Source organism: Natrinema sp. HArc-T2 (genome assembly GCF_041821085.1).
Classification (GTDB): Archaea; Halobacteriota; Halobacteria; order Halobacteriales; family Natrialbaceae; genus Natrinema.
Window position 1 is genome coordinate 60,710 of sequence record NZ_JBGUAZ010000008.1, and the last position, 21,763, is coordinate 82,472.

Annotated in this window: 20 protein-coding genes and 1 pseudogene; 7 read left to right on the forward strand and 14 right to left on the reverse strand. The window is 58.8% G+C overall.

Translation table 11 applies throughout. The features are described 5' to 3' along the window. Positions 1–157: 157 nt before the first annotated feature. The 6 genes from ACERI1_RS16425 to ACERI1_RS16450 form a co-directional block, all read right to left on the reverse strand. Positions 158–481 (reverse strand): DUF6360 family protein, encoded by a 324-nt coding sequence (locus ACERI1_RS16425; protein WP_373619545.1) that lies wholly within the window; start codon positions 479–481, stop codon positions 158–160. 1 nt (position 482) lies between these two features. Continuing rightward, positions 483–2,258, reverse strand: coding sequence for a nitrite/sulfite reductase (locus ACERI1_RS16430; protein WP_373619546.1), 1,776 nt, complete (start codon positions 2,256–2,258; stop codon positions 483–485). Between the two features lie 94 nt (positions 2,259–2,352). Beyond that, positions 2,353–2,676, reverse strand: coding sequence for a hypothetical protein (locus tag ACERI1_RS16435; RefSeq protein ID WP_373619547.1), 324 nt, complete (start codon positions 2,674–2,676; stop codon positions 2,353–2,355). A gap of 924 nt (positions 2,677–3,600) precedes the next feature. Beyond that, complete coding sequence (locus ACERI1_RS16440) at positions 3,601–5,211, reverse strand: long-chain-fatty-acid--CoA ligase (protein WP_373619548.1); 1,611 nt, start codon at positions 5,209–5,211, stop codon at positions 3,601–3,603. Between the two features lie 474 nt (positions 5,212–5,685). Next, a complete protein-coding gene (locus ACERI1_RS16445) occupies positions 5,686–6,534 on the reverse strand; it encodes a DUF6544 family protein (protein ID WP_373619549.1) in 849 nt (282 codons plus the stop codon). Between the two features lie 137 nt (positions 6,535–6,671). Beyond that, positions 6,672–6,944, reverse strand: coding sequence for a helix-turn-helix transcriptional regulator (locus ACERI1_RS16450; RefSeq protein WP_373619550.1), 273 nt, complete (start codon positions 6,942–6,944; stop codon positions 6,672–6,674). Positions 6,945–7,276: 332 nt separating this feature from the next. Between ACERI1_RS16450 and ACERI1_RS16455 the strand changes: the two genes are divergently transcribed. After that, on the forward strand, positions 7,277–7,585 hold the full coding sequence (locus ACERI1_RS16455; protein WP_373619551.1) for a hypothetical protein: 309 nt from the start codon (positions 7,277–7,279) through the stop codon (positions 7,583–7,585). Positions 7,586–7,602: 17 nt separating this feature from the next. On the opposite strand, the gene ACERI1_RS16460 is transcribed toward ACERI1_RS16455, so the two are convergent. Beyond that, positions 7,603–7,965 (reverse strand): SulP family inorganic anion transporter, encoded by a 363-nt coding sequence (locus tag ACERI1_RS16460; protein WP_373619552.1) that lies wholly within the window; start codon positions 7,963–7,965, stop codon positions 7,603–7,605. Positions 7,966–8,084: 119 nt separating this feature from the next. Here ACERI1_RS16460 and ACERI1_RS16465 point away from each other — a divergent pair, with 119 nt between their 5' ends. The 4 genes from ACERI1_RS16465 (at position 8,085) to ACERI1_RS16480 (ending at position 13,232) form a co-directional block, all read left to right on the forward strand. Beyond that, positions 8,085–9,164 carry a CHRD domain-containing protein gene (locus ACERI1_RS16465; RefSeq protein WP_373619553.1) on the forward strand — a complete coding sequence of 360 codons (1,080 nt, stop codon included), beginning with the start codon at positions 8,085–8,087 and terminating at the stop codon, positions 9,162–9,164. 407 nt (positions 9,165–9,571) lie between these two features. Then, the gene (locus tag ACERI1_RS16470) at positions 9,572–9,745 is read left to right on the forward strand and encodes a DUF1059 domain-containing protein (protein ID WP_373619554.1); all 174 of its coding nucleotides are present in this window, start codon (positions 9,572–9,574) and stop codon (positions 9,743–9,745) included. Positions 9,746–10,029: 284 nt separating this feature from the next. Next, positions 10,030–10,800, forward strand: coding sequence for a response regulator (locus tag ACERI1_RS16475; protein WP_373619555.1), 771 nt, complete (start codon positions 10,030–10,032; stop codon positions 10,798–10,800). 320 nt (positions 10,801–11,120) lie between these two features. Continuing rightward, positions 11,121–13,232, forward strand: a complete 2,112-nt coding sequence (locus ACERI1_RS16480) for a PAS domain-containing sensor histidine kinase (protein WP_373619556.1) — start codon at positions 11,121–11,123, stop codon at positions 13,230–13,232. A gap of 363 nt (positions 13,233–13,595) precedes the next feature. Here the strand turns inward: ACERI1_RS16480 and ACERI1_RS16485 are convergent, their stop codons facing one another. Both ACERI1_RS16485 and ACERI1_RS16490 read right to left on the reverse strand, forming a co-directional pair. Beyond that, positions 13,596–14,999, reverse strand: coding sequence for a carotenoid oxygenase family protein (locus ACERI1_RS16485; protein ID WP_373619557.1), 1,404 nt, complete (start codon positions 14,997–14,999; stop codon positions 13,596–13,598). Between the two features lie 355 nt (positions 15,000–15,354). Beyond that, the gene (locus ACERI1_RS16490) at positions 15,355–15,648 is read right to left on the reverse strand and encodes an amphi-Trp domain-containing protein (RefSeq protein ID WP_373619558.1); all 294 of its coding nucleotides are present in this window, start codon (positions 15,646–15,648) and stop codon (positions 15,355–15,357) included. Between the two features lie 459 nt (positions 15,649–16,107). On the opposite strand from ACERI1_RS16490, the gene ACERI1_RS16495 reads away from it, so the two are divergent. Beyond that, complete coding sequence (locus ACERI1_RS16495; RefSeq protein WP_373619559.1) at positions 16,108–16,524, forward strand: hypothetical protein; 417 nt, start codon at positions 16,108–16,110, stop codon at positions 16,522–16,524. Positions 16,525–16,653: 129 nt separating this feature from the next. Continuing rightward, complete coding sequence (locus ACERI1_RS16500) at positions 16,654–17,352, forward strand: hypothetical protein (protein WP_373619560.1); 699 nt, start codon at positions 16,654–16,656, stop codon at positions 17,350–17,352. A 95-nt stretch (positions 17,353–17,447) separates the two neighbouring features. On the opposite strand, the pseudogene ACERI1_RS16505 reads toward ACERI1_RS16500, so the two are convergent. The 5 genes and pseudogenes from ACERI1_RS16505 to ACERI1_RS16525 all read right to left on the reverse strand — a co-directional run bounded on the left by ACERI1_RS16505 (position 17,448) and on the right by ACERI1_RS16525 (position 21,386). Further along, positions 17,448–18,086, reverse strand: a pseudogene (locus ACERI1_RS16505) (IS6 family transposase). 78 nt (positions 18,087–18,164) lie between these two features. Further along, entirely contained in the window at positions 18,165–19,403 is a 1,239-nt protein-coding gene (locus ACERI1_RS16510; RefSeq protein ID WP_373619561.1) for a Tm-1-like ATP-binding domain-containing protein, read from the reverse strand. Beyond that, positions 19,400–19,840 carry a cupin domain-containing protein gene (locus ACERI1_RS16515; protein ID WP_373619562.1) on the reverse strand — a complete coding sequence of 147 codons (441 nt, stop codon included), beginning with the start codon at positions 19,838–19,840 and terminating at the stop codon, positions 19,400–19,402. Before ACERI1_RS16515 ends, ACERI1_RS16510 begins: the two co-directional genes overlap by 4 nt. A gap of 2 nt (positions 19,841–19,842) precedes the next feature. Next, positions 19,843–20,676, reverse strand: a complete 834-nt coding sequence (locus tag ACERI1_RS16520; RefSeq protein WP_373619564.1) for a phosphoenolpyruvate hydrolase family protein — start codon at positions 20,674–20,676, stop codon at positions 19,843–19,845. 107 nt (positions 20,677–20,783) lie between these two features. Continuing rightward, positions 20,784–21,386 (reverse strand): class I SAM-dependent methyltransferase, encoded by a 603-nt coding sequence (locus ACERI1_RS16525; RefSeq protein WP_373619565.1) that lies wholly within the window; start codon positions 21,384–21,386, stop codon positions 20,784–20,786. Positions 21,387–21,763 lie beyond the last annotated feature (377 nt).

Sequence of the window (21,763 nt, forward strand, 5' to 3'; positions counted from 1 at the left end):
TGTACCGGCGCACGCAGAACGGGCGGCGGGTGCGCCGGACATGACTGACAGTAGTCCGTATGAAACGAGTGACACACCGATCGCATCGTCCGCGCTGCTCGCCCACGTCGTCGTTCCGACCCGCGCTCCCGTCGTGCGATCGGACGTGCAGTGACGGTCAGTGACTACTATCGGTGTCGGAACGGTCCTCGACCGACTGCCTGTCGTGTGCCTCTTCGACGCGCGTGGCGTGTTTCTCGAGGTCTGCCGCGATCGTCCGCGCTTGCTCGGGTGTCAACTCGAGTATCTCCGTATGCGCGGGCAGGTGGGTTTCAGTCATGTTGTCCAGTTCGAACTGCAATCGAACGCAGTCGGGGTCGTCCCTCTCTGCCGTTGCGTTCACGACGGCCAGCGATTCCGTCTCGAAGTCGTGACCTGTCACGACGGCGTCAACGAGATCGAGGGTCGTGTACGCGTTGACCTTCATCAATCGGTCTGCCATGTTAGTCGTCCGATGGAATCGGTGTACCGTCGGCGCGTGCAGGTGCGGGGCTCGCCTCGAGGTCATCGTCTTCGGCGTAGGGATACCAGGTGCGCTTCGTGTTGTGCATGTACGGATCGTCGTAGTCCGTTTCTTCTGGCTCGATGAGGTCGGCGAGTTCGTCGTCGTCTCGCTCGAGGACGAACTCCCGGAAGCTCTCCTCGCCGTCGCGGGCGGCCGCGAAGTTCTCGAGTAAGTTCGCGATCGCGCCGGGGACTTCGTCCGCAGGGATGCGTTCGGCGACCCAGGACGCGAACTGCGGATCCTCGCCGAGTCCGCCGCCGAGCCCGATATCGAGGGCCTCGACCGGCTCGCCGTCCTTGCGGGTTTTCATTCCTCGCAGGGAGACGTCGGCGATCTGGGGCTGGGCACACGAGGCGGTACAGCCCGACAGGTGGATGTGGAAGTCCTCAACGCCGTCGGGTAGGTCGACGTTCTCCTTGAGCCAGCGGGCGTAGCGGACCTGTCGGTTCTTCGTCTCGACGATCGAGAGCGAACAGAACTCGGTCCCCGTACAGGCGATCGACCCGCGCTGGAACGGATGGGGGTCAGGGCTGTACGTTTCGAATACCGGTTCTGCGAGTAACGAATCGAGGTTCTCGTCGGGAACATCGGTGAGGATGATGTTCTGGCGCTGTGTCAGCCGTACCTCGCCAGACGCATATTCTTCGGCTGCGTCGGCGATCTCGTAGGCGTCGTCGACGCCGATCCGACCGACGAGGACGTTCAGGCCAACGTAGGAGTTCCCGTCGACCTGCTCGTGGATGCCGACGTGGTCGTGTTTGCCGTCGGCGTCGCCCGCGTTGTACGAGTACGCCTCGCGGAGGTCGTCGCCAGCTGTCTCGAGCTCGAAGTCGACGTACTCCTCCTGCAGGGTGTCGCGGACCTTCTCCGGCCCCCACTCGTCGACGAGGAACTTCATGCGGGCGTTGTAGCGGTTCTCGCGGTCGCCGTGATCGCGGAAGAGCGCGGAAATCCCACCGGCGACGTCGACGGCCTGCGCCGGGGTGGCGAAGACGTCGATATTCCGGGCGAAGCGCGGCTCGTTTCGCGAGAGGCCGCCGCCGACGCGGACGTTGTAGCCGGTCACCGTCTCCCCGTCGATCTCCTTCTCGGCGGGTTCGAAGGCGAGGTCGTTGATATCGCCCTGGCCACAGCCTTCGTCACAGCCCGTCACCGAGACCTTCCACTTCCGCGGAAGGTTCGAGTGTGCCTCGTTCTGCTTGAACGTCTCGTTGAGTTCGGTGGCAAGGGCACCCGCATCGACGTGCTCGTGTTTGTCCTTGCCGGCGACCGGGCAGCCGACGATGTTTCGCCAGGAGTCACCACACGCCTGGACCGTCGAGAGGCCGACATCCTCGAGGCGCTCGAAGATTTCGGGGATGTCCTCGAGTCGGATCCAGTGAAGCTGGATCGCCTGCCGGGTGGTCACGTCGAGCCAGCCGTTGCCGAACTCGGGGTTTTCCGCGGGACCACGGGAGAACTCGTCGGCGAGTTCGACGATGCGTCGGAACTGGCCCGGCTCGAGGACGCCACTCGGCGGGCCGATCCGCAACATAAAATACGATTCCTGTCCGGCCCGCTGGTGGTACAGGCCGAACCACTTGAACCGCTCGAACCAGGCGTCTCGTTCGTCTTCGGGAATCGATTCCCAGCCCGCCTCGGCGAAGCGCTCGATCTCGTCGCGGATCTCGGTCCCGTAGAGTTCGTCCTTCCAGTGCTCGACGTCGGTAACCATTACGACTGCATATGGGGGGTACACATAAGACACGTCCTCTGCCGTCAGTTCTCCCCGCGTCTCGGCGGTTCCGGTCGTCTTTGCCACTATCGGCTTACGACCGTTCGCCGTCTGGTTCGACAAGCCACTGAACACTCTCGGGGCCGTACGGGGAGAAGTCGCCGTTCACGATGCGACCCACGGGAAGGTGCTCGATCGAATCACGCGTCCCACACTCGAGACACTGGCCCACTGCGTGGGCGACGACGGTCGAGCCATCGACGTCGACATCGACGAACGCCTCGAGCAGGACGTACGCCGGGGAACAGTCACAGAACGTGCCAGCAGCAAGGGTCCAGACATCGCTCACACTCACTTGGCGACTGTCGTTGACGCTGATCCACGCGCCGTCGTCGAGCGTCCGCAGGGCAATCGACATACGGGCAGTTGGCTCACTGTCTCCCTTCGTCTATCGCCCCGTGCAAACCTTACCGACGTGCCAACGCTGTGCTCGTCGAAAACAGCATGAAGGAATCGGGTTCGGACCGTTTCGGCCAAACCTAGATACCGGATAGAATCTCCGATATAGGCGAGCACGAGTCGGCGGTGTCCCGAATGTGGGCCCACGAGCGAGGGGATTCGTGTCACAACATCTGAACCCGAGTGCGGATCGTGTTCCATCAGTGAATCGTTTCTCAGAACTGCGATCGTCCTTGAGGCCCTGCTCGTACTCGGCGTCAAGTTGCTGGCGATGCTGACGTATTCGGTCTCGATGTCTCGAACTGGACGAGAACACTGTCTTCTGTTCGTTGGAGTACATCGATATTCGCGATCCCGTCGCAGCTGTCCATTGCTCGAACGACAGCATCACGAACGGATCGCAACCGCTCGTCTCGGCGGAGACACACAAATCTCGCGGTCGCTCGCCTCGAGGACTGTTTGATACGGTCTGCTGTCACGAGTTACCGGTGCACTCGCAGTGCGGGTCGTGGTCCCACCGGCACTGACTGACAGTCGTCCGTATGACCCGAGGGCTTACGACTTCGACGCAGCGGGATGAAACTGGGCGCAGTTCGGACACCAGGCAGAGTCGTCCGCCCGTAGTTTTTGTTTGCCACCGCAGGTAGAACACCGCGAGGCCGCGTACTGAACCATACACCTCATCACGAGAGCACAATTATATCCTTGTCGTATTCGATATTTCAACCGAAAATGCTGTGAAATTCACCCACTGACGACGGTCGGAATCGGCAATACGTCTACGAGCAAGACAGTATTGTACTGAACGCCAATGTATGCCTGATAGAGGGAGGGCTGTACGATCTACAATCAGTGTGAAAACAGTTTGAGGGCTCTATCGCTGTTATCCCTGGCCGACCAGCGAGTCCTCCTCGTCCCACTCCTGCTCGCGCAGTTCGTACTTCTCGACTTTTCCGGTCGCCGTCGTCGGCAGTTGCTTGACGAACTCGACCCGACGAACGACCTTGTAGCTCGCGAGTTTCTCGCGGGTGAAGTCGATGATCTCCTCGGCGGTCACACCGGGATCCGTCGGATCACCGTTGGCCGGCACAATAAACGCCTTCGGCGTCTCGCCCCACTGGTCGCTGGGCGAGGGAATCACGGCGACCTCGGCGACCTCAGGGTGTTCGTAGAGCGCGTCCTCGAGTTCGATACTCGAGATGTTCTCGCCGCCGGAGATGATGATGTCCTTCTTGCGGTCCTGAATCGCGATCATCCCGTTCTCGTCGACGGTGGCGAGATCGCCCATGTGGAACCAGCCCTCGAGGCGGTCGTTGAATGCCCGTTCGGTCTCCTCGGGATTCTCCCAGTAGCCTTCCATGATCTGGTTGCCACGGACGACGATCTCGCCGATCGTCGCGTCGTCCCACGGGACCTCGTTGCCGTCGTCGTCGACGACGCGGATCTCCGTGCCGAGCATCGGGATTCCCTGTCGCTTCTTGATGTCGTAGCGGGCCTGGTCGTCTTCGAGGAAGCTCTTGACCTCGGAGGTGGCGATGAGCGGGCCGGTCTCGGTCGCGCCGTAGACGTGTGCTAGTTCCCAGCCGAACTCGTCTTCGACGGTTCGGATCGTCGCTTCCGGCGGGGCGCTGCCGGCGGTAGCGACGCGAACGTCGTTGTCGCCCGTCGTCACCGGATCGTTTTCGTCGTAGTAATCGAGCAGCATGTTGAGCACGGTCGGGGCGGCACAGAAGTACGAGACGTCTTCGTCCTGGATCGCCTCGAACACGTCGCCTGCGTCGACGCCGCGCGTACAGACGTGCGTGCCACCGATCCCCGTAATCGAGAAGACGTGACCCCAGCCGTTGACGTGGAACATCGGCAGCGTCCACAGATAAACGTCGTCGTCGCTAATCTCGCGGTGGACCGACGAACAGTAGGCGTGGATGGTCTCGCCGCGGTGGTTTCGCATCACGCCTTTCGGGTCGCCCGTCGTCCCCGAGGTGTAGTTGATCGTGATGATGTCCTCTTCGTCCATCTCGGGCCGATCGTACGTCGGCTCGGTGTCTTCGAGCACCTCGTCGAAGTCCTCCCAGTCACCGTCGACCTCGTCGGCGTTGGATGCGATGAACGTCTCGACCGGAACCTCGTCACGGACGGCCTCGACCTGATCGGCGTACTCGTGGTCTGCGATGATCGCGGTCACATCACAGTCGTTGAGCATGTACTCGAAATCCGACGGGACGAGCCGGTAGTTCAGCGGCGTGTGAACAGCGCCGATTTGGGTGATTCCGTAGACGGATTCGAGGTGATAGTGCGTGTTGGGCGCGAGCACGGCGACGCGGTCGCCTTTTTCGACGCCGCGGTCCTGCAGCGCTGCCGAGAGTCGGTCGGCCCGCTCGCCGAACTCGTCGTAGGTGAATCGATCGCCGTTCGCAGCAATGATGGCCTCTTCCTCGCCAAAATACGTTCGGGCACGGTCTAAAAACTGCGGTACGAGCAGTGGTCGATCCATATTCGACCGAGTGCTGGTGGTGGTTTAAAACTAACTCAATTCCCCGGATTTCGCAACAAATTGGCTATAATAATTCGTTACAGACTGTATCTGTCAGGTGGGATGGCGTGATAATCTGACCGGCTGCTCTCGGCTTCCCGTCTCGACTCTGTCACAGTAACGGCGGCAGCTGACAGTCAACGAAGCACGGAACTAGACGTGGAAGCGACGCCAAGAGTCACAGGAGAGGGCGAGTAGTGTTTGGGAGAGACACCGGCCTCACCCTCGAGTCGCGGCAAACGACTGTCCTCGTTGGCTGCCCTGGCAGCCATGTTTGAGTATGTCAAACAACCTGTTGAATCTATCGCAACTTCGCAGTGTACGGACCAGCGTACTCGGTGACCGATACGGGCTGCTGTATCGATGTACCAGTGCAACTGCAGTGCAGGTTGTGGTTGCACTGGACCTGACTGGCAGGAGTCCGTATGAATGCTGTCAGCACTCGTCGTACTGAATCGCCGTGAGCTGTCCCTGCCACGCGTGCATGTTGCCGTCCGGGAGGTGCCAGATGACGTCTCCCTCCGTCGGCACGCGGATACCGTTCCGTGTCTCGTAGTTCTGCCAGTAGCCAGACCAGGGTGTCGACTCGTATCCATCGTCGACGTGCCGATACCGGTCAGCGTGGACGCGCGCTACCTCTCCGGCTTCGGTAAACGAAAACGTAACCGACGCCTTTACGTCCCCGTTTTCGATGGTCACGTTCGCCGTCCGATCATCGACCGGCTCCCACTCGACACCCGCTGTGGGGAGGAGCGCCGTCGGATACCACACCGCCTCGGCGAGATACCGCATCAGTTCCGCTTCCTCCAGTTCTGGACTCGAGTCGACCGTCTCGAGCGGGACGACACCGAAAAGCGACACGCTCGCAGTTCCCGTCCAGTCGTGGAATTGGTCACGGACGCGGACCGAGATGAGCGGCGCGAGACGGACCGACGCATCCCAGATGAATCCTGGTGGATCGACCGTGACGTACTGCGTCGCTGAAAACGGTTTCCACGCTGCTGTTGCGCCGCCGGGGCGCAGTTTGCCGGTCTGCTCGAGACTGACCGAGTTGATGTATGGCTGTCCCTCCTGTAGGACGGTGGCGAAATATGCGCGGACGGGGTTGGGGAGTCCCTCGAGGTCGTCTTCCGTGAACACGCGCTCGCGTCCGGGGGTTGCAGCCTGCCGAAGCTCGGCCACGTGTCGGGCCGTCTCACGCCGCCGCCAGCCAATTCCGGCGAGGACGACGAGGAGCACGATGAAGAGGCCAATGACGCGTTCTCGAAGGCGAACGGAGACCATAGCGACACGTTCACGTCAGATCCCTAAAATGCACTTCTTGCTGGTTGCTGGCTCTGTGAGGTGCCCACGCCAACGCAACTGCGAACCCGGTCTTTTTCGCTGCTCGAGATCGCAGTGAACCACGACTGGTCCCGCCGTTAGCCGATGTACTGTGCCTTCCACGCTTGTCGTTCCACGATCGCTTGCTCGCCGTCCGCTGTAATCGTATAGTAGTTCGTTCGCCTGTCGAGTTGTCCCTTCTCGACGAGGCCTTTGTTGACGAGGGTGTCGAGATTCGGGTACAGCCGCCCGTGATTGATCTCGCTGCTGTAGTAGCTCTCGATCTCTTCTTTGATGTCCTGTCCGGACGGTCGATCGAACCCGGTGATCACGTACAGCAGGTCTCGTTGAAATCCTGTGAGGTCATCCATGTCACAGGCGTTCAGCTGATCCAATATTTGTTATCCAACACGTACACCGCTGTAAGGTTGCATAACTGGCCACCCCTTTATTTCCCATGCTGAAATCGAGCGGTACACTCCACGAGGGCCGAAATCGATCACTGATGAATATTCTCCTCGTATTTTATCATCTGTCACATTTCGCTCGACATTCGGTGACTTTCTCCAAGTTTTCAAATATACTGAAGTTAGCTAGCGATGTACGGCAACACTACGACAGGTCTATGCTAGGATCATACCGCTCACGCCAACTTGCACGAATTGGCTTACTGGCTCTCATCGCACTCTTTACGGGGACTCGTGTGAGTAGCTACGAGACAAGTCCGTGGGGATGGGTCGCAGTTTTTGCTGTCGTGACCGCTCTCATTTTTGGTCCGATCACATGGCTTATTCGTGATCGTGTTTCCAAAGAACAGCGCGAACGTCTCAGCTACGTTGTGACTGGTCTCGTTCTCCTCTGTGTCCCACTCGTCATTGGACTTGGATTCGTTGTTGAGGGACTCCTCTTTTTCATCGACGTCGGTATACTTGGCAGTGTTCTCGGCCTTGCAGTCACGTTTCTCGTCGAGCGGACAGTTGTCCCCGAACGGTTTGGGGGCACCGCCCAGTAACCTGTCTCAAAGCTACGTTAGTATGAATTGGATAAGACGACCAGTCCAGCGTAGGAGGCCGTCCCACCGGTCGCGAACGACTCGACACTTGCCGCCAGCAGGATCGCTAGTGCTGACGTGGGTCCGAATACCACTTGCCGCGATGTGCCGACGAAAACGCACACAGCGGTTGCCAGCAGCCCGGCATACAATCCGGTCACCGGCGGCATGTTCGCCGGCGATACGGACGTCAGTCCTTCGGAGATTACCGACGCCGTGACCATGATCCCGGCGAGTACGTCACGTCGAGGCCACGGGGAGTCATAGTTTGGTAACCACTCGGTGATGGGAACCATCGAGTCGAGTGCCGACTCGAGACGGTCGCCGAGCGGATCAGCCATTGTGATGAATTCAGGTCGGCTCCTATTCACCAGCAACCGCCACACGAGAGACGACACGGGCGGTTTGCGATGGCATTGCAAGTGTCGACTTTACTACCGGCACCCGTGTGGATGGTGATATGACTGACAATGACGCACGGTCACAGCCGCGAATCGCGCCCGGTGTTCACAGACGCAAACTTCTGGCCCTTGGCGCAGCCACGGCACTCGGAACCGGACTTGGGACGACCGCGACTGCACAATCGGCTTCGACCGCTGAAGACGACTCGAGTGCGTCGAACGGACTGTTTCTGAGTGCGCTGACCGGCGACCAGCAGCCCGAGCCGGTCGAGACGACCGCGACTGGCGGTGCGGTGGTCAGCCTGAGCGAGGACGGGAGCGAACTCGAGTACGCGTTGCTGGTCAACGCCATCGAAGACGCCAATCAAGCACACATTCACCTCGGAGCAGAAGGCGAATCGGGTCCCGCCGTCGTGTGGCTCTATCCCGGTCCTGACGCCAGCCAACCCGAACTGCAGGAGGGGCGGTCCGATGGTATCCTTGCGACTGGGACGATCACCGACGAGCACCTCATCGGTGACCTCGAAGGGGAGAGCCTCGGGGCACTCGTCGATGAAATTCGAAACGGAAACGCATACGTGAACGTCCACACCGAGACTCACCCTGATGGCGAGATCAGGGGCCAACTCGTCCGGGCTGAGGACGTCGCCGCCACACTGCAGAACGCGGGATCGAACGGAAACGATGTGGTCGAACCGACCGACGTGCCATCGGATGCGAACTGCGCGGTCTGTAATATGGTTCCTGCGGAGTATCCCGAGTGGAACGCGCAACTCGTCCACGACGATAGCACGCGGGCGTACTTTTGCACGCCCGGGTGTCTGACCACGTATTACGTCGTACCCGAGCAGTTCGGTGCCCCCGACGCATCGATAACAGGGGCGTGGGTGCACGATTTCGAAACCCGTGACCTGATCGACGCGTTCCAGGCGAGCTTTGCGCTTGAGACGGACCCAGACCGCGTTGCGGACCCGATGCGGCTGAATCCGCTGCCGTTCGTAGACGAGTCGGACGCGACGGCGTACGTCAAGCAGTACGACGATCTCGACGACGGTGATGTCGTCTCGATCGACAAGTTTGATCAGGACACCGCCGAGCTATATCGAGGGCAGTTACTCGAGAGAAACGAGCCTTCCTGAAGGATGATGCGCTTTGGGCTATTTCGGCAACCCAGAACCGAAAATATTCCACTATAGTAACGGATTGAATCCAAGCTGCGAAATTCGGTAACCACGTATGCGTATCGATCGTGAGGTTATACTATTACTGATAGGGATCAGCGTGGATATTCGGAGATTCTCACGAACAAAACAGCCTACTGGAAAACCCGCACGACGAGAGAAACTATGAACTAGTCTGCTGATCCCTATGAGTGAAGTGGAAGAATTAGTGTCACGAACAATTAGATCGTTCGATGGAACTCCTCCAAAATTTCCACATACTTCCTGACAGAAGCCATTAAATAATATCCCGTGGTAGTTAGATTGGTGCTTGGTAACAATGGGCGGGTTATGAAGCACTGTCCGCGGAGGAACAGGAGAGACCCATGGCCGACGCACACAAACTCGATTGTGAATCGGTATCTGACACGTGCCGGTTTATTATTCAATCGGAAGACGAAGAAGAGGCAGTAGAACTGGCTCAGAAGCACATGAAGGAGATTCACGGACAAGAGTTCACAGACGAGGAACTCCGGAAGGAACATCTACAAGTCGTTTAATGTAGTTGGAGGTGGTTTATCGACCACACCTTGTCTCTATTCTCCACGGTGTTTTTACAGATGTTTGAGAAATTGTGGATTGTCTGGTAGAAACACTCTTTATACTTCCCACAAGGTTCAAATCCTCCTTGCCACAGCCCTAACGACTGATCAGGTCACGTACTCACCAGCCACAAGAATCCGATGTCGCGAAGAGATGTCCGCATAGCTGGACTATCGGCCATTTTTGTAATATGTCCAAATTGTAAATAACGCTTATGATTGTGTAGTCATCTCTACCAGGTATGGGAGACGATGATACTCCGGGCAGCCGTGGTCGCGCTGATCTCTCGGGCGATGAATTGTTTCATGTACTCTCCGATGCGAGTCGGCGAACCGTGCTGTTTCACCTTCGCCAGCATAGAGTTGCGACGGTCGACGAACTCACTGACGTGATCGCAGAGATCCGTGGGGACGAGTCCCCGGAGATCGATCGCGAACACTTACGCACGTTGTTACATCACAGTCAGTTCCCAAAACTCGTCGACGCCGGGCTTATGACGTACGATCCGGAGCAACAGATAGCCGAGTCCACGAATCTTCACGGCGAAATCGGCGAGTGGCTTGACCTCGCAGTTCGCCATCAGATCCGAATCGAGAGCGTGCGCGAAACGCACAGTCAACCCGACGAACGCGAGGAGATTCGGGTGTTGCTCGTCGACGACGAACCAGGACTCCCCGAAACGATCGGTGCCTACATCGAGCGCGAGAACGACGATATGACCGTCACTACTGCGACGAGCCCCCTCGAAGCGGTGACGAGACTCGAGGAAGTGTCGTTCCACTGTATTGTGAGTGACTATCAGATGCCGGCGATTAGCGGTCTCGACTTTTTAAAAGCCGTTCGCGAAGAGGACGCGACCATTCCGTTCATTGTTTTCACCGCCAAAGGGAGTGAAACAGTTGCCAGCCAGGCGATCGAAACTGGCGTCACTGATTACGTCCAGAAGGGACCAAATACCGAACGGTACGACGAGTTGGCAGCACGGATCCGGAAGGCAGTCGCTGCCGACTAACGCCGTCTATGCTCGAGGCGAGCGCGTCGACTAAATCGCAGGTCGGCCCCAATACATCAATAAGGATGTATTTCTGTCACGAATGTACGCCGAAAACGTGTCTCGAAGGAGTGTGTCAGTGCCCTCTCGCAAACGCGCAGTGTCTGACCGCTGTGCGATCGATGAGGTCCGTTTCGAAGCGTTTGTGCGAACGAAAAGCGACGAGCAGACCGCTGGAGTTGCCACACGGGGCACAACTGTTTTCTACCGCTTGCCCGGAACCGACCGGAACGCAGTCCCACCACGATGCCTCGAAACCGCCGCTGTACGACATTATTTAGATGATTAATGATCGATCAACAGATGAGCAACTGATCGAGCGGATCTCGGATGCATGCTGTGCAGTGGATACCGAGGGACGCGTCACGTACTGGAACGAACGGATGGCTGCGTGGACTGGCACCTCGGCCGCTGACATCGACGGTGCGGTCGTGTGGGACGCCATCCCAGCGTTTCGCGGGTCTGCCTTCGAGTCACACTGCCGGGACGCCATCGAAACACAGGACACACACTCGTTCGAAACGCGACTCCGCGAGCCGGTCGACGTGTGGATCGAAGTGACTCTGTACGCCGCTGGGGACGGCCTCACGATACTTGCCCGTGAAATCACCGAGCGCAAGGTACATCAGGAACGAGTCGAGCTCGCCGAAACGTTGTTCGAAAACACACAGGATGCGCTCTTTCTCATCGATCTCGCCGAGGACGAAGACGAGTGCCGGTTAGAACGCGTCAATCCTGCCTACGAACGCCACACGGGCCTTACGAGCGACGAACTCCGTGGACGGGGGTTACGAGACGTCTTCGGTCTCGAAGAGGGGACGACGATTCTCGAGAAGTATCGAGAGTGTGTTGCCCGGCGTGAACCGATCGAGTACGAAGAACTCGTCTCAGTCCCCAACGAAGGTCCCTACTGGGAGACGAGGATTTCCCCCGTCATCATCGATGGAACCGTCGAGAAACTCGTCGGCGCAACACGGAATGTCACCGCACAGAAAGATCGTGAACGCCGGTACGACGCCATATTCAACCAGACGTACCAGTATATCGGGTTGATCGACACCGAAGGGACACTGCTCGAGGCCAACGAATCCGCGCTCGAGTTCGGCGGTCTCGAGCGTGAGGCGGTCATCGACCAGCCGATATGGGACACGTACTGGTGGCAGGCCGACGAACACACTCAGACGCAGCTGAAAGGCGCCGTCAGGTCGGCTGCAACTGGCGAGTTCGTCCGATACGACGTCGAAGTACGAGGAGCCGATGAAACTGCCATCATCGACTTCTCGATTCGACCGATCACGGACGAACGGGACGAGGTCGTCCTGCTCATCACCGAGGGGCGAAACATCACGGAACACAAACGGCGTGCCCAGGAACTCGAGCAAAAACGGGAGTTTCTCAGACAAATCCAGACCGTCGCGGATATCGGCGGCTGGGAAGTCGACTTCCGAACGGAGACGATGCGTTGGACCGATGAAGTCCACCGTATCCACGGACTGCCAGCCGAGTACGAGCCGGCGATCGAAGACGGTATCGACTTCTACCACCCAGATGACAGAGCGACGATTGTGGACGCGTTCGAACGACTGCAGACGACAGGGGAGGGCTACGATCTGGAGTTGCGGATCATCACGGCTACCGATGAGCAGCGCTGGGTTCGAACGCTGGGAACGCCGTGGAACGACGACGATGGCGCCCTCATCGGTGCGCGCGGCGCGTTTCAGGACATCACCGAACGCAAAGAACGAGAGCGTGAACTCCAGCGGACTAACGCTCGCCTCGAGGAGTTTGCTTCCGTCGTCAGTCACGACCTTCGAAACCCGCTGACAGTCGCACAGGTTGCTCTCGAACTCGGTCGTGAGAGCGGCGCAGCGGAAGACTTCGATCGTGTCGAAGCCGCTCACAAGCGGATGAACGCGCTCATCGACGATCTGCTAACGCTCGCACGCAACGGTCAGCAGGTCGACGAGACCCAGCCGATCGTCTTGGCGACGCTACTCGAGTCGGTCTGTGAGACGATTCCGAGCGACCGTGCGACCATCGACATCGTGCTTGCGGACTATCGCGTCGATGCTGACGAGGGTCGGCTGCGACAGGTAGTCGAGAATCTCCTCTCGAACGCGCTGAATCACGGCGGCGACGACGTGACGATCCGTGTCGGTCGGCTCGAGAGCGGTGATGGATTTTACGTCGCAGACGACGGGCCGGGCATCCAACCTGCGATACGCGAGGACATATTCGATCAGGGCTACTCGACGACGAGTGAGGGAACGGGCTTTGGCCTCGCCATCGTCAGAGGAATCGTCGAGGCCCACGGCTGGACGGTCGATGTGACCGAAAGCGAGGATGGGGGCGCACGATTTGAAGTGATCACGGCACAACGGAACCCGGCGTGATGCGATACGACCGACAGAAGGCCGTTCCGGTGACAGATTGGTCTCGAGTGGGAATTCACCTATTGGCTGTCCCGGAGGACCACGAGTTTTACCCGACGCACTCCATTGAAGTCCCGAAGTCCGTCCGGAGTATTGAAACTCGTTTGCATGGTCTAGATCTGCCTGAAATCAGCTGTACGTGCTGAGTCCACAACGGATACGCGCTTACGAGCGTTGGGACGTTCGATCCCATCGCACAGCGATTCGGCGAGGGGCGCCCCTTCGTTGCCGACCGAGCGTCTTCGGCGATCGTCCGACTGACGACGATGCTCGACCCGCTAGCGAACCCCGTCACGACGGAGACGCTCGCCGACCTCGCATGAGCTACACGCTCTGGAAGAACCGGCCGTGGAAGCCGAAGGGTTCCGGATGTGGGAGAACTGCCCGCGCTTGGACAGTGAGCGTCGCTGCATCAAAAATCATGAGTGTCGTCCGCTCACGTTGGGTGTCCAGCGCCGTCGCGAGCACGACTCCCGCATCCTCGGCGTCGGCATCGGGATGCTGGACGGGAACTGGTTCCTCGATGTAGACCGACCGTTCCCACCACTCCCTGGCGGTGCCCGTCTCACAGTCCACTTTAACCAGTCCGTTCGCCCCTGCGCGATCGGTCGCTTGGCCGTACGCGTAGCGGTGGTGTCTACCGACGACCGAACGAGCGACGCGTGGCATCTCCATCGCGCCATCGTAGAGTCGCGTTCGACTGATCGTGTTCGCGTCGGGATCGATACGGTACCGCATCAGGTGAGCGTCGGGCACGGCAGGAAAGCCGTCGCCGTCGAGTTCGGACAGTGCCATCGTGTCGACGATGTCGCCGTTCGGGAACTCCACCACGTCAAGGACGATCGTCCCACCGTCGACGTAGGCGTTGACGTGATGGAAGGTGAAGGCCGGATCAAGCGTCGGGTCGGCCACGAGGTCACCGGTATCGCGGTCGACCACGAGCACGCGCGTGTCGCGCTCCGGCTGCCAGTCGAGCATGTCGATCGCACCCTCGGTAAACGGATTCAGTGCCTGGAGTACCGAGAGGACGAGTGGCGACTCCACGATGATGACGTGGTCGGCGGTGACGCTGCAGTCGTGGATGTACGCTGGCCCGTTCGCGTCGATGGAGGCGATGACCTCCCGCGTACGACTCCCCCGTGGGAGACGATAGAGATGATACTGTGGCGTCCGGCCGAACTGCGTGGCGAAGCCGACCAGTTCGTCCCGGTGGGGGTCGTCGACGAGATGCGCAGCCGTGATGTGTTCGGGTAGGTCGTCGTGGAATCGAAAGTGCCCGCGTGTCTCGAGCGTCTCGGGATCGAAGGCGACCCGGCGCGGGGCCTCCGTGAGTGCGACGTACTCGCCGTCGATGCGGGCGACGTGGACGTTCGCATTGTCTGTCGGTTCGGGGACCCCCAGAGAAGCTACCGTCTCGAGGAGACGACGCCAGCCACGCGTGTCAGTGCCGAACTGGCCGGTCAGCCGCCCGTCCATCGCCTCCTCGTAGGCATCGGTGCGGAGAAATCGGTTCGAGTAGCGGAGCCGGCCGTCGGTGAAAGCGTAGCGCCGGAGCATTGCCAGCCCGTCAAACCAGTGGTTGACGCGACGATCGCCTGCCTCGAAACGGGCGGGCCCGTTGCGAACCAGCGTCCCAGAGAGCCAGTCGGGGATGGTGCCCTCGACCGTCGGGTGATGGTCGTGGACTTCGGTGGTCAACGAGTGAAAGCCGGCGCCGGATGCTGTCACGACCGTGTATTACGAGTGAGACAGCTATTAATCCACCGTGCAAGTCGACTCGAGCGGTCTGTACGTTTTAGACGCGTCGCCATCCTCGCATTCGCCCTGACGGCCCAGCGACGTGATCATCGACCAGCATCTCGGCCGGCGAACCTGCAAAACTGGCGATGATTCACTCCCATCACGTACAGCGCTTGAGGGCGTGCAAGCCATCGAATAGACTCCTTAACCAGTCGATGGTCAGCAGACAGGAGCCGTACATCTTGATTCGGTTCTTATCTGGTTCGGAGGACACTCTGCACCGTCCGATTATTGAACGGATACGATTCTCACACGATTGGCTGCAACAGAGGCCGGCAACCGTTCATTCGTCTGCCGATACCGGTTCGCCGTCTTCCATCTGCCATTCGAGTTCAACTTCGAACTCGGCCTCGTCGTCGGTAACCTCGTATTCGACTTCCAGCTCGAAGTGCTCTGGAACCGCCACCGTGAAGCCGTTCTCGCCTTCGATGTCGATTGTCCCGTTCTCGACACCATCAGCGACTTCACGGATGATTCCCGCACCGTCTGCCCGACTCATCACCCGCTCACCTTCTCGTTCCGTCTCATCAGCTGCCGATTCCGCTTCGGTCTCGGATTCTTGTTCGTCGTTTGCCATACCGGACCCACAGTGGCTGCCAATAAAATCTCTCGGCCTTCATATCCGCCCAGTTTGATCGGCGGTAGTCACCACTTCCATCGAGGCATCACTGGTAGGATTCTTACTGTATTGAGAGAACGTATATCTCCTATACTGATCAAAAAGGGTTGAAAACTGCCAACAGCTAAGGATTTCAACAGAGCCGATGTGGTGAGTCTGGCTGTGTCGGGCGGTGGTGAAGCCGCCGACCGCCACGGACACAATGATATGATAGTTTATGAGTTGAGGAGGGGGGTGGGGAAAGACAGTATCAGTGTGGTTCGCACTCTCGCGCGTTGAATCTGAAGAATTCCATGAGCTGGTACATATGTAATCTTCTTGCAATTGGGTGAACTAGTATGTGATATGAACCGGCGGCAGTACCTGACAAGGGTTGGAGCCGGGGTTGGCACAGTTTCGCTCCTGTCGTCCAGTAGCGTGGCATCCGATCATATTACAGTCGACATCACTGGGTCGAATACCCCACTTGAGGGTGGTGACCTCCTTGATTTGACAGTCAGACTCGAGAACAGTGCCGCCACGGATGAGCGGGTCGAACTGAGTCTGGTCGTGGGCAGAGATCCGGAGGTGGTCGGCCAACGAACGGTCCCGGTGGAGGCAGGCGAGACACGAACCGTCGAGTTTCTGCAGTTCCGGACGTACCCAGTACGTCGTGATGACACGTTCCCTGTCCGGGTCGAAACGGAGATGGACGTCGCTGAGATGATGGTTACTGTCACGGGGATCGATCCGTTCGACGCCCGGTACGCGTATCCCAAGCGCGAGCAGGAACTCACAGTTCAACCGGGGACGACGGTTCTCTTCGAGATTGATGCCGAGATGCTGGATCACTAGGGCTCCACGCACTGGTATGTTGACGGCGAGTACGTCACGACGCCGACCGGGCCGTGGTCTGCAACGTATTTCGCTGACGTTGGCCGCGAGTTCTTTGCGCACACGTTCGACGCTGCCGGGACGTATCTCGTGGATGCGGTCGTGGTCGCTGACGACGGGAACACTGCCTCGCGCTGGGAGGTGACGGTGGCTGATGACGGAGCTGCACCGCCAACCGTCGATGCGACGCGGCCACCCACCAGTGAACTTGCCGCCGACGAACCGACCACGCTCGAACTTGATATTTTGAGTGCCACCACCGAACTGGATCGTGTCGTCTGGTGGCTGACGCAGTCTGACGTAATTCTCGACGTGTCCGATATCAGTGGGACGAGTGACACGGCGTCGATCCAGATCGATGGCGGCTGCCATACGTGCCAGATCGAGACGTGGGTGATCGACGAGCAGAACACGTATACGGCGGTCAATCCATGGGTGTTCGAAGGCGTCGACGGGGCAGGGAGCGATGATGGCGGGAACGAAGGAGCGGTCGTCGTGACGATTCTCGACACGAATAGTCCGGTGACTGGTGGTGAAGTCTTGGAAGTGACTGCTGCGATCGAGAATACGGGGACTGCAGAAGTGACGCGTGACGTCGATTTGGTGGTCGGCGATGACCCAGAACTCGTGGACAGTCGTACTGTGACGGTTCCTGCCAGCGGGACGAAACGATTCAAGCTCGTGTTCGAGACGTATCCTGTGGCTCAGGACGATTCGTTCCCGGTACGCGTCGAAACCGAGGACAGCACCGATCAGCGCACCGTCCGCGCGTACGGAACGGAGACATAGCTATGCACGGTGGGGGTCTCCTCTCGCTGTGTCTTCGACTCATCGTCGCAATCACCAACTACGAACGAGGATATAACTCAGGATGAGGGCACTGTCTAGTTCAGCACCTCCTGAGCTGGCGTTCGGCCATCGAGTGCTTGATTCGACCGATCGTGGTTGTAGTGGTGTCGAAACCGTCTGAGCCAGCGACGCGCGCTAGCTGGACTGCCCCGCCAAAACGAGTAAAAGCGGTCGATTCGCATCGACACAGTCTGGAGCCATTTTTCGATGTGGTTCCGGTCTGTGTAGTTGAGTTGACCGCTCAGATCGTGGCGAAAGAGGGCAGTCAGATAGCCACCACCATCAACCAGAAACTCAGTGTCTGACACATCGTGTTTCTCGGTTAGCCGATGCAAAAATGCCGCCGCGGGATCGGTCCCGTGGCGGCTGTATACGTCGATTTCGAGCAAGAGCTTCGACTCCGTGTCGATCGCCGCGTACAGCCATTGCTTTTCGCCATCGCCCTCGATCTGTTCCTCATCAACGGCGACCCGCGACGGCGCTGCCGTCGGCGGGCCTGCCTGACTCTCCGCGAGATTAGGTGTCCAATTCCAGACCGCTCCGTGAGATCGACGCCAAGCAAGTCCAACACAGCGACGACTTCTCGCACCGACAACCCCATCGAATGCAGGCGCACCCCGAACACCCAACGGTGTCGGGGTGCGTTCGTTCTTCCAAAACTCATCACAATCCACGTCTCAGCTCTCTCTGAGCAGGTTGGCGAGTTACATGGACACTTCTTGCCACCACTTGCTCGTTCCTCAAACTCTCATCTAGCCAGTGCCGTCACTCGTAGGGGCCCGTCCCTCGTCTCGCATATACTCGTCGAGAGTGTCCGCAAGTGCCTCCGCAAAGGCTTGGTCGTTGATATCAGTCTCCATTTCGATGAGTTCGATTCCATCATTGAGCGTCGATCGCAACGCATCGAACAGTGCTGTGTCTGCTTCGGGATCGTGAAAATCCTCACCCGCCGTATCTATCGCCGAGACACCTTCGAGGGGGAGCACGAGGGCGGTCGGCCCCGTAGCGGCATTGAGTTTCTCGGCAATGATCGTTCCCAGTTCGGCGTTCTCCTCGAGTGTCGTCCGCATGAGTGTTACCTGCGGATTATGGATGTGGAACTGCCGTCCCTCGAACTCCTCGGGAACCGAATCACGCGGACCGAAGTTGACCATATCGAGCGCGCCCGTCGAGACGACCTGTGGGATGCCTTCGTTTCCAGCTGCTTCGAGTCGGTTCGGGCCAGCGCTGAGTACTCCCCCAACTAGTTCGTCGGCCCACTCGGTCGTCGTGACATCAAGAACACCGTCAATGACGCCCTCCTCAACGAGCGTCTCCATTGCGCGACCGCCTGTCCCGGTCGCATGGAAGACGATCGTCTCATAACCGTTTGCTTCGAGTCTCTCACGGGCAGTCTGAACGCAGGGTGTCGTCACACCGAACATCGTGATACCAATCGTCGGCCGATCTTCGACGTCGACATCGGGTTCGTTCGAGACCATTCCAACCATCGCGAGAGCGGCATTGGCGATGACTTGCCGCGAGAGCTGATTTAGCCCCTCGATATCTGCGACCGAATACATCATCATGATATCCCGGGAACCGACGTAGGGCTCTGTATCTCCGGACGCCATCGTCGAGATCATGAGTTTGGGGACACCGACCGGCAGTGCCCGCATTGCCGTCGTCGCAATCGAGGTGTTACCCGAGCCACCGAGTCCGAGAACACCATCAAGGATACCCTCGTCGTAGAGCTGTTGTGCGATTTCGGCTGCACCCTCGCTCATTACTTCCATCGCCTCACCGCGATCAGCTTCACTCCGTAACTGCTCGAGTGTCGTCCCGGCTGCCTCGGCGACCGTGCTCGCAGCCGTCTCTGGTTCGGACGAGGGTTCACCGACCACGCCAGTGTCGACAATGTGGACATCCACGCCTTGGGCTTCGATGACGTCTCTCGCAAAGCCGATTTCCTCGCCTTTCGTGTCCAGTGTGCCAACGATGACAACGCTCATGGGTCGGTATCAGTTGCAACGGCGTCTTCTTTGCTCGGCAGTTCACCGGCGGGAACGACCTCACACTCAGGGAGGTCCCGGAGTACGTCTTCCGGTCCGGGAGGCGCATACACGGCCAAGAGAAGCAACGGCTCCCAGCCGGTGTTGACGGTCCCATGTTCGACTCCCTCTGGGATGAATACCAACTCACCTGCCGTAATTTCGCGTGTTTTATCCGCAACTTCCTGTTCACCCTCCCCACGGAGGACGTAGAGAATCTCGTCACTGTCGGGGTGAGTGTGTCGTTCGTGGCCTTTCCCCGGCTCGAGTTTCACAACACCTGCGCTGAAGCGTTCGCCACCAGTGACTTCGGGAGTACTCAACCATTTGAGCACCCCCCAGTCAAACATCTGGCTCTCGACGTCATCTGGCCCAATGAAGTGCTTGGTCTCTGGCATGGTTAGAACTCGATCGCTTTGAATTCGCTGGCCTGGGTTTCGATAGCCTCCTCGGTCGGAAGCCGCTCAAGGCTGGACGCACCGAAGAATCCGACGACGCCTTCTGTGTTGTTCAGGACGTATTCAGCGTCGTCGGGCCATGCGATAGGGCCGCCATGACAGATAACCATCACATCATCATTGACAGCTGTGGCCGCGTCGTGGTGGGCCTGAACCCGTTCGGCAGCAGTTTCGATGTCGAGTGCCGTTTCAGCACCGATGTCACCAGAGGTTGTCAGACCCATGTGCGAAACAATCACATCAGCACCAGCTTCGGCCATCTCGCGGGCCTGTTCTTCACTGAAGACGTACGGACACGTGAGCATGCCCTGTTCGGAAGCTTCTCGAATCATGTCAATCTCCTTGTCATACCCCATACCCGTTTCCTCGATGTTCTGCCGGAACTGGCTATCCTCGTCGATGAGACCGACCGTCGGAAAGTTCTGGACGCCCGAGAATCCGCGCCGCTTGAGATCCTCGATGAAGACATCCATCTGCCGGAATGGATCGGTTCCATTGACGCCTGCAAGAACTGGCGTGTCTTCCACGACCGGCAACACCTGCCGGCCCATATCGAGAACGATCTCATTGGCATCGCCGTACGGAAGCAGGCCGGCAAGCGAGCCACGACCGTTCATTCGGTAGCGTCCGGAGTTGTAGATAATCAGGAGGTCGACACCGCCGCGCTCGGCGAACTTCGCCGACATACCCGTTCCTGCGCCAGCACCGATGATTGGATCCCCACTCGATACGGTCTCGTGTAGCCGCTTCAGTGACTCCTCGTGTGTGAACGACATATGATAACGAATACCAATTCTGTCCCCACTATTCAAGCTTCACATATTCATACAGAATGGAACGAGGTTTGTTTATGGCATCTGCGGAGTCCAATATGTGCGCACTCCTATGGCTTGTCGAGTTTTGCGAAAACGAACTCAGTCTGACTGCCGAGTGGATCGGTCGCCATCTCGAGTCGAACATCGGTGAACCCTGACGCACGCAACTGTACGAGCGTCTGGTCTCGTCCGGCTGCTGAAAAGAACATTCGGTCGCCCATCCAGCCGTGACGAATGGTTTCGAATCGATTACTGGGCAGCGTCATGAGCAAGTAGCCACCGTGTCGGAGAACGCGAGCGAATTCGTCGTACACTGCCGGGTGGCGCTCTCGTGGCACGTGAAACACAGCATGGTAGGCTGTAATCGCGTCGAACTGCTTGTCACCGATTGGTAACTCCGACATCTCGCCGTGAATCAATTGGGCTGTCGGAACCGTCTCTGCTGCGAGGTCGAGTCCACGCTGAGATACGTCGAGCCCGACGCTTCCCGGCGGGAGATTTGAAAGCGTTCGTGCACCGTCACCACAACCGATATCAAGCACGTCGGGGCTCTCAGGGAACAACGCAAGCAACTCATCAATCAATCGTGCATCCGATCCGTCCGGTTCTCGCTCTTCAGCATACCTCTCTGAGACGGCGTCCCAAGCGCGACGTACTTCGTTCCGATCCATGGAGAAAATACGGGCCAGGAGGGCTTGGGCTTGACTCTCGTGTGAGAAGTTCCGGTCCTCAGAGGCATTACGCTAGCTGGCAACTTCGAATCGAGAAAGGACGTAAACAGCCTCGGGCCACCGCGCCCGAGGCTTTTGTTGGTTCCCTCAGCCGTGCCCGAGCACTCCCTGCTCGGCAAGCGAGCGGGATGAGGTTGGGCGGCTTACGTGCCCCGACCCGGACAGACGCACCAACCGCAGCTGTGGATGGGTTTTGTGGGGTCCGGTAATTCGTGTTGTTGCCGTCGAGTTTCGCCTTCTCGCGCCACGCGACATTCGATCCACCGGACGTATCGCTTTTCGACACTCGAAACACACCGTGTGCAGAGTGAACTCTG

Excerpts from the sequence above, each read along its gene's own strand:
- ACERI1_RS16425 (WP_373619545.1), bottom strand. The coding sequence starts at position 481 with ATGGCAGACCGATTGATGAAGGTCAACGCGTACACGACCCTCGATCTC.
- ACERI1_RS16430 (WP_373619546.1), bottom strand. The coding sequence starts at position 2,258 with ATGGTTACCGACGTCGAGCACTGGAAGGACGAACTCTACGGGACCGAG.
- ACERI1_RS16435 (WP_373619547.1), bottom strand. The coding sequence starts at position 2,676 with ATGTCGATTGCCCTGCGGACGCTCGACGACGGCGCGTGGATCAGCGTC.
- ACERI1_RS16440 (WP_373619548.1), bottom strand. The coding sequence starts at position 5,211 with ATGGATCGACCACTGCTCGTACCGCAGTTTTTAGACCGTGCCCGAACG.
- ACERI1_RS16445 (WP_373619549.1), bottom strand. The coding sequence starts at position 6,534 with ATGGTCTCCGTTCGCCTTCGAGAACGCGTCATTGGCCTCTTCATCGTG.
- ACERI1_RS16450 (WP_373619550.1), bottom strand. The coding sequence starts at position 6,944 with ATGGATGACCTCACAGGATTTCAACGAGACCTGCTGTACGTGATCACC.
- ACERI1_RS16460 (WP_373619552.1), bottom strand. The coding sequence starts at position 7,965 with ATGGCTGATCCGCTCGGCGACCGTCTCGAGTCGGCACTCGACTCGATG.
- ACERI1_RS16465 (WP_373619553.1), top strand. The coding sequence starts at position 8,085 with ATGACTGACAATGACGCACGGTCACAGCCGCGAATCGCGCCCGGTGTT.
- ACERI1_RS16470 (WP_373619554.1), top strand. The coding sequence starts at position 9,572 with ATGGCCGACGCACACAAACTCGATTGTGAATCGGTATCTGACACGTGC.
- ACERI1_RS16475 (WP_373619555.1), top strand. The coding sequence starts at position 10,030 with ATGGGAGACGATGATACTCCGGGCAGCCGTGGTCGCGCTGATCTCTCG.
- ACERI1_RS16480 (WP_373619556.1), top strand. The coding sequence starts at position 11,121 with ATGATTAATGATCGATCAACAGATGAGCAACTGATCGAGCGGATCTCG.
- ACERI1_RS16490 (WP_373619558.1), bottom strand. The coding sequence starts at position 15,648 with ATGGCAAACGACGAACAAGAATCCGAGACCGAAGCGGAATCGGCAGCT.
- ACERI1_RS16510 (WP_373619561.1), bottom strand. The coding sequence starts at position 19,403 with ATGAGCGTTGTCATCGTTGGCACACTGGACACGAAAGGCGAGGAAATC.
- ACERI1_RS16515 (WP_373619562.1), bottom strand. The coding sequence starts at position 19,840 with ATGCCAGAGACCAAGCACTTCATTGGGCCAGATGACGTCGAGAGCCAG.
- ACERI1_RS16520 (WP_373619564.1), bottom strand. The coding sequence starts at position 20,676 with ATGTCGTTCACACACGAGGAGTCACTGAAGCGGCTACACGAGACCGTA.
- ACERI1_RS16525 (WP_373619565.1), bottom strand. The coding sequence starts at position 21,386 with ATGGATCGGAACGAAGTACGTCGCGCTTGGGACGCCGTCTCAGAGAGG.